The organism is Parabacteroides sp. TM07-1AC (assembly GCF_003480915.1).
Taxonomy (GTDB): domain Bacteria; phylum Bacteroidota; class Bacteroidia; order Bacteroidales; family Tannerellaceae; genus Parabacteroides; species Parabacteroides chongii.
Window position 1 is genome coordinate 336035 of record NZ_QUKD01000002.1, and the last position, 17854, is coordinate 353888.

13 protein-coding genes are annotated in these 17854 nt (G+C 44.7%); 1 reads left to right on the forward strand and 12 read right to left on the reverse strand.

The genetic code is table 11. The annotated features are described in order from the left end of the window. Positions 1-2 precede the first annotated feature (2 nt). Both DXD68_RS06135 and DXD68_RS06140 read right to left on the reverse strand, forming a co-directional pair. Positions 3-3302: a SusC/RagA family TonB-linked outer membrane protein gene (locus DXD68_RS06135; protein WP_122360772.1), complete on the reverse strand. Its 3300-nt coding sequence runs from the start codon at positions 3300-3302 to the stop codon at positions 3-5. A gap of 233 nt (positions 3303-3535) precedes the next feature. Then, positions 3536-4552, reverse strand: a complete 1017-nt coding sequence (locus DXD68_RS06140) for a FecR family protein (protein ID WP_122361087.1) — start codon at positions 4550-4552, stop codon at positions 3536-3538. Positions 4553-4681: 129 nt separating this feature from the next. Here DXD68_RS06140 and DXD68_RS06145 point away from each other — a divergent pair, with 129 nt between their 5' ends. Further along, positions 4682-5266, forward strand: coding sequence for an RNA polymerase sigma-70 factor (locus tag DXD68_RS06145; protein ID WP_122360773.1), 585 nt, complete (start codon positions 4682-4684; stop codon positions 5264-5266). Positions 5267-5407: 141 nt separating this feature from the next. On the opposite strand, the gene DXD68_RS06150 is transcribed toward DXD68_RS06145, so the two are convergent. The 10 genes from DXD68_RS06150 to hisIE form a co-directional block, all read right to left on the reverse strand. Next, positions 5408-6853 carry a TlpA family protein disulfide reductase gene (locus DXD68_RS06150; protein WP_122360774.1) on the reverse strand — a complete coding sequence of 482 codons (1446 nt, stop codon included), beginning with the start codon at positions 6851-6853 and terminating at the stop codon, positions 5408-5410. A gap of 66 nt (positions 6854-6919) precedes the next feature. After that, positions 6920-7948, reverse strand: coding sequence for a DUF3810 domain-containing protein (locus DXD68_RS06155; protein ID WP_233577008.1), 1029 nt, complete (start codon positions 7946-7948; stop codon positions 6920-6922). 19 nt (positions 7949-7967) lie between these two features. After that, complete coding sequence (gene metH, locus DXD68_RS06160) at positions 7968-11663, reverse strand: methionine synthase (RefSeq protein ID WP_122360775.1); 3696 nt, start codon at positions 11661-11663, stop codon at positions 7968-7970. Positions 11664-11708: 45 nt separating this feature from the next. Beyond that, positions 11709-12170, reverse strand: coding sequence for an SsrA-binding protein SmpB (smpB, locus tag DXD68_RS06165; protein WP_122360776.1), 462 nt, complete (start codon positions 12168-12170; stop codon positions 11709-11711). A 13-nt stretch (positions 12171-12183) separates the two neighbouring features. Continuing rightward, positions 12184-12750, reverse strand: coding sequence for a Yip1 family protein (locus tag DXD68_RS06170; protein ID WP_122360777.1), 567 nt, complete (start codon positions 12748-12750; stop codon positions 12184-12186). Positions 12751-12787: 37 nt separating this feature from the next. Beyond that, on the reverse strand, positions 12788-13591 hold the full coding sequence (locus DXD68_RS06175; RefSeq protein WP_122360778.1) for a hypothetical protein: 804 nt from the start codon (positions 13589-13591) through the stop codon (positions 12788-12790). 357 nt (positions 13592-13948) lie between these two features. Then, positions 13949-15106: a diaminopimelate decarboxylase gene (lysA, locus tag DXD68_RS06180; protein WP_122360779.1), complete on the reverse strand. Its 1158-nt coding sequence runs from the start codon at positions 15104-15106 to the stop codon at positions 13949-13951. Positions 15107-15186: 80 nt separating this feature from the next. Next, positions 15187-16503, reverse strand: a complete 1317-nt coding sequence (locus DXD68_RS06185; protein WP_122360780.1) for an aspartate kinase — start codon at positions 16501-16503, stop codon at positions 15187-15189. A gap of 65 nt (positions 16504-16568) precedes the next feature. After that, a complete protein-coding gene (locus DXD68_RS06190) occupies positions 16569-17246 on the reverse strand; it encodes a cell division ATP-binding protein FtsE (protein WP_122360781.1) in 678 nt (225 codons plus the stop codon). Between the two features lie 6 nt (positions 17247-17252). After that, on the reverse strand, positions 17253-17849 hold the full coding sequence (hisIE, locus tag DXD68_RS06195; RefSeq protein ID WP_122360782.1) for a bifunctional phosphoribosyl-AMP cyclohydrolase/phosphoribosyl-ATP diphosphatase HisIE: 597 nt from the start codon (positions 17847-17849) through the stop codon (positions 17253-17255). Positions 17850-17854: the final 5 nt, after the last annotated feature.

The following is a 17854-nucleotide window of genomic DNA, read 5'->3' on the forward strand; positions in this document are numbered from 1 at the left end:
TTTTAAAATGAAGTTTTCAAATTGAATCCAATGTATCTCATAGATGGTGAATTTAAGTTATCCTCCCCTTTATCCGGATCCGAATATTTAAATTCATTTGTCCATAACAACAAATTATTACCAGTAATACCTACCGTTAAATCAGTCATTTTTATTTTTTTCGTCAATGCATTCGGCACTGTATAGTTTAATGCAATTTCACGAAGTTTAAAATATGTACGATTGTAATAAGATTGTGGTTTACCTGCATAATAGTCATTAGAATAATGACGAATATAATTTTCATACGATACTCTTGCATCGTTCGGAGCATATACACGATTATCACTGATAACCTGTCCATATTCATCCCGCTCAATCGTTCCAGAAATAACTTTCACACCAGGACCAATATAACTAATATTCTTGTTTACAACCTCATCATACCGCCATTGATTATCTGATTCAATATGAGATCCGGAATTCCACATCACCTGGTCTGTCCAGTTATAAGCGACTCCACCGACACACCCGTCAAAAGCAAAATGGAAGGTAAAATCTTTGTAGCGCAAGGTATTTGAGAATCCCCAAATCCAATCGGGTGATGAATATCCCATCAAGCCCTTATAAGGTATACTCTCCGGCAATCCGCTTGCTCCATGCACTATATTCCCATACGGATCAGTATCCCAAAGAGGAGCAGTAAGATAGTCACAACGCATTCCCTCTTTTACCCATGGTGCTTTAGTCGAATATTTAGAATCCAGTTTCACAAAAACATCACGTTCGGATGACCAGTTAAACAACGTATTCCATTCAAAATCTTTCGTTTTTACCGGAGTAGCGCCAATGGAGAGTTCAAAACCTCTTCTCTCCCGTTCTTCTTTCGAATTAATGTAGGTCTGATCATATCCTGAACTCATACTTAGCGGGGCTTTCACGGCAAAATCTTTCCTCCGTTTATTATAATAGGTCAAATCTACCCAAACTCTGTTATTCAAAAAGTTTGCATTCGCACCCAATTCATAAGAACGTGAACTTTCCGGGAGCAAGTCAATCCCTCTTATCACTTTAGGATAATAAGCTGCCGTTTTTCCATCCCATATATTAGTAGTGATTGAATAAGTATTGTTTATTGCATAAATATCCAAGTCATTTTTATTTTGTGTCCATGACCCTCTCATTTTTAATAAGCTAATCCAATCCGGCATTTTAAGCAACTCTGAAACGACCAAACTAGCAGCTACTGACGGATAAAAATAAGAACGAGTAGAGCTAGGCAATGTACTTGACCAGTCATTACGAGCCGTAACATCGACAAATAACAGACTTCCCCAGGATAGAGTAGCTTTTCCAAAAATACTGTTCACTTGTTTCTTAAATCCCTTCTGTCCGGTTTTTGCTGGATCAACAGAAGCATTTAAAGAATAGAATCCAGGGATAGTCAGTCCGTTATTAGTTTCTCCCCATACATTGCTTCCTTGTTTATAATTGATAGTTCCACCTATCAATCCGTCAATACCAAACTTTCCAAATTGATGATTTGCCGTCACCAGGAAATCGTTATTCATACTAAAGGCATTCTCCTGATCTACATAGTAGTAGCCTTTTTTATTCATAGTATAAGTTTTAGCATATTTCCACTCTTCTTTATCCTGATAATAATCAAAACCGGAACGAAGTGTCATACTCAACCAAGGTAGCACATCATACTTCATCGACAAAGATCCATTTGTCACATCATAATCATCGTTGTGCCGTACCTCATTAGCCAAAAAATAAGGATTGTCATACCAAGTGTTTTCCATCCAGTTCTGCGCTTCTCCTTCTTTACCCCTCTGCCAATAATCTTTATAATCCCGAATATCATATTCTGTACCAGACCAAACCACAAGATTATAGATAAAACCGCCGGAACCATATTTAGTACCTTTATCATTCGGGTAAAAACGTTTATTGTAAGTCAGATTTCCTTCGAAACTAAATTTATCTACTTTAAAATCACCACCAACTGAGTAAGTAAATTTATTCAATTTCGTATTAGGGTATTGTCCTTTATTATAAACATGTGTCAGAGAAGTTCGGAAACTTCCTTTTTCACTCTGATAAGAGAGATTGATATTATTATTGGTAATGAAACCTGTTTCCAGAAAATTCTTAAAATTGTCTTTTCCTTTTGAAACAAGTTCTTTCTCTTCCCAGTCGTAGGTGTACGGATTGTACTGGGTTGCCATATATCCAGCATCTAGAGGAGCTCCCCAAACAAAATCACCTGTACGATATTGTCCGGCACCTCCTGAACTGTAAGAAGTCTGAACTTCCGGAAATGCCACATAACCAGCCTCAAACATAGTATTACTACTAACATTCACCTGCAAACCACCTTTCTCATTTCCTTTTTTCGTGGTAATGATAATTGCTCCTGAACCACCCCGAGATCCATAAAGGGCAGAAGCTGTAGCCCCCTTCAATACACTCATTGATTCGACGTCATCTGCTGCTATATCTCGTAAAGATATGTTTGTATAAGGAACACCGTCTATTACCAACAAAGGAGATTCTCCACGCAATGTCAATGTTGGAGCTTCATTAAACTCTGTACTACTTTTTACATTCATGCCCGCAACTTTTCCGATCAGGTTGGATGTGACATCAATATTTTTTACGCTTGTCAGTTTATCTCCATCCACTTTTTGGACAGAATATCCTAATCCTTTTTCTGAGCGCTTGATACCCAAAGCTGTAACCACTACCTCCTCTAAATTTTGTGAATCTTCTACTAAAGTTAATTGTAATATATTTCTTCCTTTTACAGAGACTTCCTGATCCACAAAACCAATAAAGCTCACCAATACAGAAGCATTATCATCGACTTCCAAAACAAACTTACCTTCTAAATCAGTTATTGTCCCATTCGTTGTTCCTTTTTCCACTATATTAGCACCAATAACAGGTACTCCATTTGGTTCACAGACAAATCCTTCTATTTTTTTCTTCTTACTTATCTGTTGAATTTCTTGTTTTTCTGTTGAAAGAATAATCTTACTGTCTACTACTGTATAACGTACATTCGTTCCAGCAAATACTGTATCTAACACTTTAAATATATCGCTTTTATCAACTACAACAGAAACCTTCCGTTGCAAATCGACATGTTTGATATTGAAGAAGAAAGAGAAGTCAGACTGTTCCTCGATCTCATCCAACACTTCTTTTACCGTTTGGTTTCGCATCTCCAGACTTACAGTAGCATTCTGGGCATAGCTACCTGTTGCTTGTGCCAAACCAATAGTACATATTAGTAAGAAGACTGATAACTTCATAACTCTCGGTATTTTATTTAAGATAAACCACAGAAACTCTGCTACCCAATACTGTTGGGTATTAAAATGTTTTTGCATAACTTTGTACTGATCTAATTAATAAAAAATGATTTACTATGCTTGTCGCCAAACAAGCGTTTTAAATGAATTCTTTCCATCCGATGAAATACTCCAATATTTCATCGGATGTTTTTCTTTAAGGTGATCTGCTTTTCATGATTTTTTCAATTAGGTTAATAAATTTCTATTCGAGTTCTCTCATTAGTCGTATTCCGGGTATCCAGGTAACGCCATTTTATATTCGATGATATTTTAAATATTTCCAATATACGTTCCAGTCGCTGATTGGTGAAAGAGCCATTGAATGCCTCTGTACGAAGACGGTTATTGGATAACACAAAGTCAACATTAAACCGCTTCTCCAACATCCGCAACGCTTCCGGCAGCGGAGTTGCCAAGAAAACGATTTTTCCGTCTTTCCAGGCCGTTTCGGTTTCACCGCTTGTCTGAATCAGTTTGACCTGAGAAGAAGTTGTATTGTAGATTAATTTTTGTCCGGGCTTCATTACTACCGTGGCAGGCTGCTGGTTCTTCTGATAGGCAAAGCAAACCTTACCTTCAACCAGCGTAGTGGATACAAATGAGTCTCTCTCAAAAGCTTCCACATTAAAGGATGTACCCAACACCTCGATCTGCGTATGGTTGGGAGCTGAAACAATGAAACGATGTTCGGGGTCTTTTTGTACTTCGAAGAAAGCCTCCCCTTTCAACTGCACGCATCTCTTGTCTTCACTGAAAAAAGAAGGATAGGTCAAAGAAGATTCCGAATTGAGGTATACTTTGGAGCCGTCCGGCAGATCGACGGTGGTCGTCATTCCCGGATTGGTCTTTATCTCGATCATATGGGCTATATCCCTCCGGGGAGTAAAATGCTCGATCCCCCAGGTGATAAGGAGAGGGATAAAAAGAATCGCAGCCACCCGCTGCATCCAGGTGAACCAGCTCACCAGCTGACGTTTCTTAGTCATTCTACGGCTTACAGATGCCAAAGCCTTTTCGGTATCCACCTTCGATTCCATCTGTGCCGTACCCATTACCTGATCGATGGCATAGATTTGTTTGACAATCCGGTAGTTATCTTCCGACTGCCCGATCCATTCCTCCACCATCCGGCATTCCTCTACCGTCGCCTCGCCGGAACAATACCGGGGAAGAAGTTCTTCTATCTGATCTATATTGAATGTTTCCATTTGCATTTTTATGCCTGTTTATATATTAGACAAGGGAACTCCGACGGATTACTAAACGGAAGTCCACTTTTTTTTGATATTTTTTTTATTCAACAAAAAAGCTAACTTTGCCGACAGGGAGACAGTAGTATGAAAAAGACCTCACAAGCAATAGACGATTCATTCCTGTTATCGGCCATGCAACGTGGAGATAAAAAAGCCTATGGTACCTTATTCAGAAGATACTACCCGATGTTGTGCACGTATGCGAACCGGTTTGTCAGTCAGGAAGATGCCGAAGAGATCGTGCAGGATGTCATGTTATGGTTATGGGAAAACAGGGAAGCACAAATATTCAATACCTCTTTCAGCCAGTATCTGTACAAAACAGTCTATCACAGAAGTATCAACCAGCTTACCCGCCAGCAGTCGCAATTGCGGGCAGAGACACGTTACTATGAATATATGTTGGAGATGTTGCAGGACAGCGATTTCTACCAGGCGGAAGAACTGAAAAAACAGATCAGCCAGGCGATTCATGCCTTACCCGCCAGCTACCGGGAAGCATTTATCATGCACCGCTTCGAAAATAAAAGCTACAAAGAGATAGCCGAGATCCTGCAGGTTTCCACCCAAACGGTGAATTACCGGATTACTCAAGCCTTGAAACAACTGCGAGTTACCTTGAAAGATTACCTGCCGCTGATATTGTTGTTATCGAAATATATGAACTAGGTACATACAATCAAATTATACATGCCTGTTCATCCGAACCCGACAATAATATCCTAAGAATGCCTATCGTTAACCTCTAACAATGGGCATTCTTAGAGGTTAACGATAGGCATTCTTAAGTGCTAACGACTGGGGCGTTAATCACTCCGCACCGGCTTCCTGCAACTGTTCTATCAGTTTGTCCATATTTTCAGGACTCGATGCGACTTTGAATTGCAGTTCCCCTTTTTTGTTGATGATGGCGCAATGAGGGATATACAAGGCTCCATTGTTACCGAAAGTATTGTAGATATCCATTTTAAAGGATTCGTTGATGAGTACGTGCTCCCCTTTCAGATTATAGTATCCTGCCATTTTCTTCCATAAATCGGCTTCAGTCGGACGGTCGATGGAAACATAAAGCAGCACGATATCATTCTCCTTTGCATACTTCTGCAAGGGTTCAACATGGGCAAAAGACTGACGGCAAGGACCACACCAGGTTGCCCAGATATCGATAAAGATCACTTTTCCCGGATAGCGGTCGGTTATCTCTTTAAAAGAACGCACACTGTCGGTGTTCAGGATATGAATATCTGCGGAAAGCTCCTGCTTGTTAAACGAGATGTTCTTCCGTATCGCCTCCTCCAGCGATGATTGAAGGATACTGGCCGGATACAGTACTTTAAACTGTTCGTATAGCTCCGGTATGCCCGTCGAATAACTTTCGTTCGCAGCATCATCCAGGATAATATTGGCCATGGCGATTTCCTGTACACGTCCTTTCAGGTTCTCCTTATACCAGTCGAAAAGCATTACCTTGCCTTCATTCCGGTCTTTCGGCTGTTGCTTGGTTTTCATATAAAGCTCTATCCCGGCAATGTTCGACACCACATCGGAGAATGCGTCGGAAAAGACATTCTCCGGCTGGGTAATATCGGCATATTCCAGCATTTCCGGATAAACGGCCTCCCACTCTTTCTTTGTCTCTTCCGTTCCCCGGTAATTAATCCCGAAATACTGATTCATAAAGGCCAGCAACATCTGCATGCGGACATCCTGCACGGCTCTTTTCTTAAAGAGGTCGTCGACTCCGGTTATCTTCTGTTCTATACCGGCTCCATAGTCCGTCAGTTTCTTGTAAACAGAAGAAGCTACCGTATCTTTTGCTACCTGGAACACATCTTTTTCACGGGCTCTCAAACCAAAGACATCCTTCTGCAAACGGGCAAGTTCTTCCACGATTTCATTCTCCTTCACCAGCTTATTCTCCACATTCAGATTGCTTTCAAGGGAGGCATCGATATCGAGCCCGTTCTTACCGGGTTCGACGTAAACTGTACCCAGATACTTTTGCCCGTACACATAAAACGAGACTTTCTCATTCTCTTTTCCAGGAAGTGTTATCCGATAAGTGCTGTCCGCCTGCACAAAGAGGGTATCTCTCTGAGTAAACTGATATACACCGTCGATTGTAGAATTATAGACGATCGTATTACCGGAAAGATTGGATACTTTTCCTTCAATGGTTATCGGTTGAGAGGAACAACCTGCCAGTCCGAATGCGACGATACCGGTCAGCATATAAGCGAGTCTTTGATTTTCCATCTTATTAGTTTTAAAGTATGATAAATGAGTACGTCACGAGACGCAGACGGTTACAAATGTAGCAGTTTATTTTGTATTAACAGCCATCAGAAGTGCCACTACTTCAGAATAATTTTTACGTCCGGAGGGGATATTGTTACTTTTCAGGAACCAGTTATAAAGCGTATCCTGCATATCCCCGATCGTCGGACTATACAAACCCTGCCAATAAGCGACCTTATTGTTGTATGCCTTTTTTACTTCAGGCGATATCGTTTCCTTCCACTGCTCGAAGTCTTCTTCCGGCAATAACTGCCAGGCATTACCCAACACATAAGGCAACAAGGCAAACCAGGCAGAGAAACGGATCTCCGGCACTTCGGAACGTGAGCAGACCAGAAAGCCATACAGGTTGGCCTCCGCCTCACTGGAGATGCCCAGTACATGCGCCATTTCATGGGCATACGTAAAAGGATACTGGACGGGAAGCAGGTCCGGATTCAGATTGTATTCGATAAAAAAGGGACCTATATATCCCAAAACTCCCACACCGCTCATCAACGACGGGAGCAGCATCGGTTTCGGATGAAGGTAACCGACGGGAGACACCAGCCCGAAACGTCCGGCTATCTCCTGGTAACCGTTCTTCACCTCCGAGGCAATGACGGCCTGATCCACCTTTTCAACCGGAGTGAAAGAGGCATTCAGCGAATCGGTATAAGCCGAAAGGAAAGAGCGGAAATCCTCTTCCGAATAATCGGCATAAGGGAGTTGTGTCCGTGTAAAGAAGTCCTCCCGGAAATAATTCAGTCCCCAGGCCAGATAAAACCAGACATACACCCATAGCAGATATTCGACCGTACGCCCGACTGTCTTTTTCCATGAACGCTTCTTCACAAAAGCATAGATCAGATAGACCAGGATACCGACAATGCTTCCGTAGATGAAACAATCACCTACGGAAAAAGGGAAAGGGGATGAGATGCGGGACAGCACACCGGAAACAGCCGGATAGATCCGACGGGCATAAAATTCGGCTGCCACCGGCAACCGCATGACAATCCACACCCCGATCAACAATCCTGCCAGTAACGACCAGCGTATATATCTCCACATGCTCTTTACATTTATCTGTTTACGATATATTCTTATTCAGCAGCTTCTTCGCATCCGCTTCCGACAGATTGCGACGGGCAGCGTAATCTTTCATCTGCTCTTCATCGATCGAACCGATCATGAAATACTGCGAATCCGGATGAGCGATGTAAATACCGCTTACCGTTGCTGTCGGATACATGGCGCCGTTCTCTGTCAGCTTCACCCCGATCTGCGACATATCCAGCAGATTATCCAGCGTGTAATTCAACAACTGATCCGGCAGCGAAGGATAGCCTACCGCCGGACGGATTCCCTGATATTTCACCTTATACAGATCCGGGATGGATAAAGACTCGTCCGGAGCATATCCCCAGTATTCCTTACGCACCTTCTCATGCAGATATTCGGCAAGTGCTTCCGCCAGACGGTCCGTTAATGTCTGGAGCAACATCGAACTGTAGGTATCGCCCTCCTCCTCGAACTGGTTCTTCAGAGCCTCGGCACCGACACCGGCTGTTACGACAAAAGCACCGACATAATCCGTACGGCCTTCCGAAGCAGGCATGACATAATCGGCAAGCGATTTATAAACACCCTCGTCCTTCTTTGCCTGCTGACGCAATACAGGGATCACGATATCGCCCATCCGGATACTATCCCCGTCACTATTAGCCGGGAAGAATCCGTAAATGGCTTTACAATATTCCGCCTTCCTGTCCACCAGCCGATTCAGCAGACGGACGGCATCTTTATGCAACTGCATGGCTTCGGCTGCCTTCGCACGGTCTCCTTCCGGAAAACTAGCCAACCACTGGGCACGACAGGAGTCGCATCCGTGCAATTGGGCGATTCCGGCAAAACGTCCGCTCAGTTTCCAGGCAGAGAAGAAGAAGGTCCAGTGTATATAAGGTATGATTTCCTCCAATGGAATATACGGCAGAACATGGACACCCAACTGATTCGGGGTCGTAGGATTCCAGCCGGTCCAGTCTATTTTCTGCGGATGGAGGCGAGCTTCACTTAGCGGAACTAATATCTCCTTTTTCTGATCCATCGAAACGCGCAATGCTTCGTATTCCTTATTCAGGCTTTCAATATAAGCATCGCGGGTATCCGGATTCAGCAGTTTCGAAGCAATCAGCGGATTCTGCGACGCATCGAGTACGTGGATCACCGGATAATCATAATGAGGGGCTATCTTTATAGCCGTATGTAGCTTGGAGGTGGTTGCGCCACCGACCATGATCGGAATAGTCAATCCGGCTTTCTGCATCTCGTCCGTCACGTGTACCATCTCTTCCAGGGAGGGCGTGATCAGTCCTGACAGGCAGACCAGGTCGGGTTGCTCGTCGATGGCAGTCTTCACGATCACCTCGGCAGGAACCATCACACCCAGGTCGATCACTTCGTAATTGTTGCAGGCAAGAACGATCGAAACGATGTTTTTGCCGATGTCATGTACGTCGCCTTTCACCGTTGCGAAAAGAACCTTTCCGGCTTTCGCCGAGCCGGATGCCGTTTTATCGGCTTCAATGGCTGGCTGAAGGATGGCTACCGCCTTTTTCATGGTACGAGCTGTCTTTACCACCTGCGGCAAGAACATCTTCCCGGCACCGAACAGTTCGCCGACCTTATTCATACCGCTCATCAGCGGACCGTCGATAATATTCACAGGACGCGGATATTCTTTCAATGCTTCCTGCAAGTCTTCTTCCAGATGGTCGCCGATGCCTTTGATCAGGGCATACTCCAGACGCTCTTCAATTGACAATTGACAATTGACAATTGACAGTTCCTTTTCACTTTTCTTCATTGTCAATTGTCCATTGTCAATTGTCCATTGAATCAGCTCTTCGGCGGCTTCCGGACGACGGTACAGAATCACATCTTCCAGCAAATTACGGAACTCCGGTTCGATATCTTCATAGATTACGGCAGAAGAAGGATTTACAATACCCATATCCAGCCCTTTACTAATAGCATGGTACAGGAATACGGAGTGCATCGCTTCACGCACATAATTATTTCCACGGAACGAGAAAGATAGGTTACTGATACCGCCGCTCACCTTGGCTCCCGGCAGATTCTGCTTGATCCACTCGACGGCACGGATAAAGTCCAGACCGTATCCGTTATGTTCTTCCATACCGGTAGCGATTGCCAGTACATTCGGATCGAAAATAATTCCGTTCGGATCAAAATCTATTTTCTCCCGAAGCAAACGATATGCGCGTCCGCAGACTTCCACTTTCCGTTCGAATGTATCCGCCTGCCCTTTCTCATCGAAAGCCATGACGACGACAGCCGCTCCCAACTGTTTGATGCGGGCGGCATGAGCCAGGAATACTTCTTCCCCTTCTTTCAGGGAAATCGAGTTGACGATACTTTTTCCCTGTACGCACATCAGCCCTTCTTCGATCACCTGCCATTTGGAAGAGTCGATCATGACAGGCACCCGGGCGATATCCGGTTCGGAAGCGACCAGATTCAGGAACGTCGTCATTTCCTTGACGGCATCCAGCATCCCGTCGTCCATATTGATGTCGATCACCTGCGCACCGTCTTCCACCTGCTTGCGGGCAATCGTCAAGGCTTCTTCGTAGTTCCCTTCCTTGATCAGACGAAGGAACTTGCGGGAACCGGCGACGTTACAACGTTCGCCTATATTGATAAAGTTATTTTCTTTCTTTACTTCCAGCAGCTCAAGACCGGACAGCCACAGGCAATCCGGCTTCGCGGCAGGCACATGCGGCTTTGCTCCTTTTATCAACGCCGGATACTGGGCGATATGGGCGGGTGTGGTACCACAACAACCTCCCAGTATATTCACCAGCCCCTCTTCGATGAACGGCTTCACATGACCCGCCATCTTTTCCGGAGTCTCGTCATAGGTACCGAACGTATTGGGTAATCCGGCATTCGGATAAGCGCTTATATAATAGGGAGCATGTTTGGCCAGGTCGGCAAGGAAAGGCTTCATATCCGCTGCTCCGAAGGAACAATTCAAGCCGATACTGACCAGGTTGACATGCTGGACAGAAGCCAGGCAGGCACCCAGTGTCTGACCGGAAAGGGTACGTCCCCCCTGGGCAGAAAGCGTCAGTGACAACATGATCGGCAACTCTTTCCCTTTTTCTTTCAAAACAGTTTCAGCAGCTTCCAATCCCGCTTTCACGTTCAGCGTATCGAAAGTCGTTTCAAAAAGAATGATGTCCACGCCTCCGTCGACCAGCGCCTCCACCTGTTCTTTGTAGGCTTTATATATATCTTTATAGGTTACCGCACGATAAGCTGGATTACTCACATCGGGGCTCATGGATGCCGTCTTGTTGGTCGGGCCGATAGAACCGGCGACAAAGATCGTCCGGTCCGGATGCTCCGCCATAAACCCGTCGGCTACTTCCCGTCCGAGCTTTCCGGCAGCCAAGTTAATCTCACGCACATACTCCTGCATGGCGTAATCTTCCATCGAAATGGCGTTCGCATTGAATGTATTGGTAGCGAAGATATCTGCCCCGGCATCCAGATACTGCCGGTGGATCGACTTGATCACATCCGGACGGGTGATGCACAACAGGTCGTTGTTCCCTTTCAGCTGTCCGGGAAAATCGACGAAACGGTCGCCTCTGTAATCCTGTTCAGTCAGTTTGAATCCCTGGATCATAGTACCCATACCACCGTCCAGTATCAGGATACGTTCCTGCAGGGAGCGTATAAATGTTTCCTTATTCATAGATATGTCTTTTCCGTTTGAAAAAAGAAACGGCAAGAGTTTCTCTTACCGTTTAAATGCTCTGTCCATCTCCCTCTTGTCGTCACGGGCTTTGATGGAATCTCGTTTATCGTATTCCTTCTTACCTTTGGCTATGGCTACGACCACTTTCGCCAACCCTTTCTCGTTGATGAACATACGGGTCGGGATGATGGTAAAACCACTGTTACGGGCTGCATTGTCTATCTTGCGCAGCTCCTTTTTGGTAAGCAACAATTTACGGTCGCGGCGTGCGACATGATTATTATAGGTACCGTAAAAATACTCGGCGATGTACATGTTCTTCACCCACAACTCGCCTTTCTCCATGATACAGAACGTATCGACCAGGCTGGCTTTTCCCAGGCGGATGGATTTGATCTCCGTCCCGGTCAGCACGATCCCGGCAGTAAACGTATCGAGCAATTCATAATCGAAGGTTGCCCGCTTGTTCTTTATCTGTATATTATTACTAATCTTCTCTTTCATCTTTTTCTAACTGTCAAAAACGTAATCCCGGCATCAGCATGAACAGCACAAACTCGATCACCGCCGGTGTCAGCAAAATGATAACGGTCGTTATACCGGCAAACTTCAGCCGTTCCTTTTCTTCCACCTGCATATAAGGACCGGCTCCTTCCCATACAATATAAAATGTATATAAAATGAAGATGCGCAGGAAGAAAAACTCCGGCAGCAGCATCAGCACGATATTCAATGCAAACATCAGCGATGACGAATAACCGACAAAACGCTGGCAGAGTTTCATGTCCTTTTCTCTTCCGAACCATCCCTGCCAGGCTTCATTCAGAAAATAGGCTCCCAGATAGAAACCTCCGAAAGAAGCGACCAGAGTTTTGATCGACGATTTCAAAGCAAGCTCTACATCAAACTCCTTCCGCGTAAACAACACGCCTAGAAAAGCTGCCACTGTAACCAGTCCGATTAACGGATATATGAATCGCGACAAGAACTCATCGCCCTTCTCTTCTTTTCTTGACAACATATCCCAGGCCTTCCCCGGTTGAGATATGATGGCTATTACCCATTTGATTATCTCCTTATACATCTCTCCGTTTTTCTATTTAATACCCCTTTATCTTCCCTTATTCAACTCTTTCACTAAACGAAATCAACATCGGCTCCGTCGTACTCCACAAACAGGCTGTCGTATCCTTATTATATGCCGAAGCGTAATTTATTGCTATAGAAAGTCCTTTTTCTCCCTTTTCCTCTTCCTGTACTTTCGCTTTATCAAAGAACTCCTCGATATTGAATGCATTTGTAATCAAGACCTTTACAGTCTTTTCAGTTTCGGTTGTTCCTTCACCTTCTTCTTTATTATCATCACCGCTGCCTTCTTCCGGCTTCGTCACTTTCTTTATCGCCCGAAGGTAGAGATTGTAAATCCGCTTCCCCTCCTCTATGGTATACATCTTTTCCGGATTATAGCTGAGCATGAAACTATCCTGCTGAGATTCCGTCTCCGTATGATTGGACCATAAGAACAGACGTCCTTTGATATAGGCCTTGCGGCCCAGTAATGATTCCGTCAGGACTTCGTTATTCAATATCTTTGTCGTATCCGTCATCTGGCTGTCCAAAGGCCATAAAGGTACACTGACCGGTTGTTCAATCAGCTCGATGGACAGACTGTCCGTGCCTTGCAACTCCGGAGCTGCAGAATCGAATGAGTATTCTATCAGAAAACAATCGCCGGTATCCCCCGTTACACTCAGGTTTGAGCCATAAAGGAAACGACCGCCATCCACATAAAACCCTTTGGTCGGACGTGACTGATAGACAGCTTCCTGCTCTCCCACCGTTATCCGGGTATTCGTATCTCCGAGACAAGAGGAGAACATCAGCAAACAAATCATGAGTATGCTATATAACTCTTTCTTTTTCATCACATTCTATCTTTTATAAACATTCAAGATTTATCACACCCCACGATCACGGGATCGTACAAAGGTAGTAAAAAAGGAAACACTACAAATAAAAAAACAGGAAAAGAGAAAGAGCCTCAATGGTAAAGCAGACTGATAGCTCTATTGTGTTACAAGGGATAGCTTAGTAATACCAAGAGAAATGAGGATGAATCAAACGTTACACTATGGCACACTGATTACGCAGATCGGACAGATGAACACAGATAAATAAATTGAAAATCAATAAATAATCGGTATTCATCTGTTTAATCAGTGTCATCTGTGTGCCATTTAGTCTATTTTGATACAGTCCCGTTTTGATTTCTTATAAGATAATTAAATCGTATCGGAATAGTATGCTTTCGGAAGCTGGCGACAGTTATATTGGGAGGCCATCACCTCGCCGTAAGCACCGGCTGAACGCAAGGCGATCAGGTCACCGCGGTGTGCCTTGTTCAGCTCGACATCTTTACCGAATACATCGGATGATTCGCAGATAGGCCCTACTACATCATACAGTTCGACCGCTTCGTCACTGGATATATTCTCGATACGGTGATAGGCGTCGTACATGGCAGGACGGATCAGTTCGGTAAATCCGGCATCCAGAATGGCAAACTGTTTTGTCTCACCGACTTTAACATACAGAACCTTCGAGATCAGTGTCCCGCATTGGGCAACGACCGAACGGCCCGGTTCGAAATGTACCTGCTGACCGGGACGTACTTTCAGCAATTTATTGAATACGGCAAAGTAATTATCGAATGCCGGGATAGGCAGATGGTTCGGGTGATAATAATCGATACCCAATCCGCCGCCGAAGTTCAGATTCTCTATTTGAATACCACGGGCTTCCAACTCTTCCTGTATCTCGTTTACACGGATAACCAGGTTACGGAATGCGGACATATCCGTGATCTGCGAACCGATATGGCAATGGATACCGATCAGTTTCACATGTTTCAGTTTCGCCAGGTTATCCAGCACCTGCCCCAGCTGGCTCAAATTGATACCGAACTTATTTTCTTTCATTCCGGTGGTGATCTTCGCATGGGTATGGGCATCCACTTCCGGATTGATACGCAGGGCAACCGAAGCCACTTTGTTTTTAGCGGCAGCCAGTTCGTCGATGATATCCAGCTCGACAGCCGATTCCACATTGAAACAGAAGATATCGTTGTCCAGTCCCAGGTTGATTTCCCAATCGGCTTTACCGACACCGGCAAAGACCACTTTACCGGCAGGGAATCCGGCATTCAGGGCAGCCTGCACCTCACCACCGCTCACGCAGTCGGCCCCCAAACCGTTCTCCGCTATAACGGACAGGATACGCGGATTGGCATTTGCCTTGACTGCATAGTGTACATGATAGCCGTATTTACCAGCTTCATTCTTCACCATATCCAGTGTATCCTGCAACAATTTTACATCATAATAATAAAAAGGCGTAGGAAGTGCCTTCAGCTTATCTATCGGGAATGTTCCTTTGAGCATAATAAGAGAATTGAGAATTGAAAATTGAGAATTGAAAATTAGTTACCATCTATTAATTTTCAATTCTCAATTCTCAATTTTTAATTATTAAATAGGTGATCGCTTAACGCCTGGAGCGCTTTCTTCTTGTCTGCCGACTTGATCAGCAGCGACACATTGTAGTTGCTGCCTCCGTAGGAGATCATACGCACCGGCACATCCTTCATCGCCTGGACGATACGGGCTTCGAAGCCGACGTTATCCCATTCCAGGTCGCCCACCACACAAACAATCACCATATCTTCATCCACCGTAACCGTACCGTATTTCTTCAGGTCGTCTACGATTTCTTCCAGATGCTTGCGGTTGTCGATCGTTACCGATACACCTACTTCCGAAGTGGTAACCATATCGATCGGTGTCTGGTAGTTTTCGAAGATTTCGAATACCTTACGCAGGAAACCGGTAGCCAGCAACATACGGCCGCTCTTTACCTTGATGGAGATGATATTATCTTTTGCCGCAACAGCCTTGATCTTTCCTTTTTCCGTTTCGTTGGAGATCAACGTTCCGGGAGCTTCCGGCTGCATGGTGTTCAGCAGACGAACCGGGATATTGTTCAGCTTGGCAGGCAAAATACAAGTAGGATGCAGGATCTTCGCACCGAAGTAAGCCAGTTCTGCTGCTTCTTCGAAATGCAGGTTGCGAACCGGTGATGTTTTGTCAACGATACGCGGATCGTTATTATGCATACCGTCGATATCCGTCCATATCTGGATTTCTTCCGCATTCACAGCCGCACCGATCAGGGAAGCGCTATAGTCACTGCCGCCACGCTGCAGGTTATCGACCTCGCCGTAGGCATTCCGGCAGATATATCCCTGAGTGATATATAAGTCGGCATCTTTATGTTCGTTCAGCTGTTTTACCAGACGTTCCTTAATATAAACGGGATCCGGTTCAGCATTCTTGTCCGTACGCATATATTCCAGAGCAGGAAGCAGGACGGAGTTCACGCCGGTTTCATTCAGATACAGGTTCATCATACCGGTAGAGATCAGTTCTCCCTGAGCCAGCACGACCTTTTCTTCAAACAAGGTGAACAGGTCTTTCGTGAAAGTACGGATATAATCGAAATGAGATTTTACAAGTTCTTTGGCTTTCTGCTTATATTCGTCGGTGCTGTACAGTTCTTCGATATGTCCGTAATATTTCTGCGCAAGCTTATTGATGATTTCATTTGCACCATCCGGATTCTTCTTGTACAGGTAGTCGGATATCTCAACCAACGAGTTGGTTGTACCTGACATGGCAGACAATACGACAATATTACGGTCGCCTGAGCAAATCAATTTTGCTACCTCTTTCATTCTCTGTGCAGATCCCACAGAAGTACCGCCAAACTTTAAAACTTTCATTTTCTTTTCCTATAATTAAATTGTTTGTTCCTTGCTATTTTGCGTGTGCAAAGTTACATAAAAAATCATTCTCCGACATCACCGAGGCATGCATTCTCACATTTTACTATACGGGCGGGATAATTATGTACCAGTGTATAGTTATGCGTGGTCATAATCACCGCCGTACCTTTCTGACAAATATCATGCAGAAGCTGTACGATCTGTCCGCTTGTTTCGGGGTCCAGATTACCTGTAGGCTCGTCGGCCAATATAAGTTCAGGGTCATTCAGGAGTGCTCTTGCTATCACGATACGCTGTTGTTCGCCGCCCGACAGTTCGTGCGGCATCTTATATCCTTTGGTCTGCATGCCTACCTGATGAAGCACCTCTTCGATGCGTTCTTTGATCTCGCTCTTTTTCTTCCACCCGGTCGCCCGCAGGACGAACTCCAGGTTTTTGATCACCGAGCGGTCGGTAAGCAACTGAAAATCCTGAAAAACAATCCCCAGCTTACGGCGAAGATAGGGTATGTCCTTCCGTTTCATCTTACAGAGATTGTAATCCAACAGCCAGGCATCGCCCTGACTGATCGGGATTTCGCAATACAAGGATTTCAACAGACTGCTCTTTCCGGAGCCTACTTTCCCGATTACATACACAAACTCCCCGTTACGCAAGGTAAAAGAGGCATTATGCAGTATGACATTTTCGTCGCGGCAGATTTCTACGCCTTCCAGTCTGAGCAGTGTTGTATCTTCCATAGCAATTTATCCTTTATGTCTTTTCTTTAATTCGCGTGCCAGATCTTCCAGACGAAGACCTTTGCTGGTCAATAATACGATCAGATGATAAACCAGGTCGGATGCTTCATAAATAAAGCCTTCTTCTGTTCCGTTGGTTGCTTCAATCACGGTCTCGACAGCTTCTTCTCCCACCTTCTGCGCCATACGGTTCACTCCTTTCAAGAACAAGGAAGTGGTATAAGAACCTTCCGGCATCTCCTGACGGCGCTGTTCGATAAAGTCCTGCAGATATTTCAGGAACATGATGTCTTCCTTATTCTTTTCGCCGAAACAAGTATCAGCTCCTGTATGGCAAACCGGACCGGCCGGAATAGCCTTGATAAGGATGGTATCGTTATCGCAATCCACCATCATACTCACCACCTGCAAGGTGTTACCGCTGGTTTCACCTTTCATCCACAAACGGTTCTTCGTACGACTGAAGAAGGTTACCTTGCCTGTTTCCTTTGTTTCTTCATAGGCTTCTTCATTCATAAAACCCAGCATCAATACTTTGTTGGTATTGTTATCCTGAACGATTGCCGGGATAAGTCCGCCCATTTTTTCAAAATCTAATTTCATCTTAT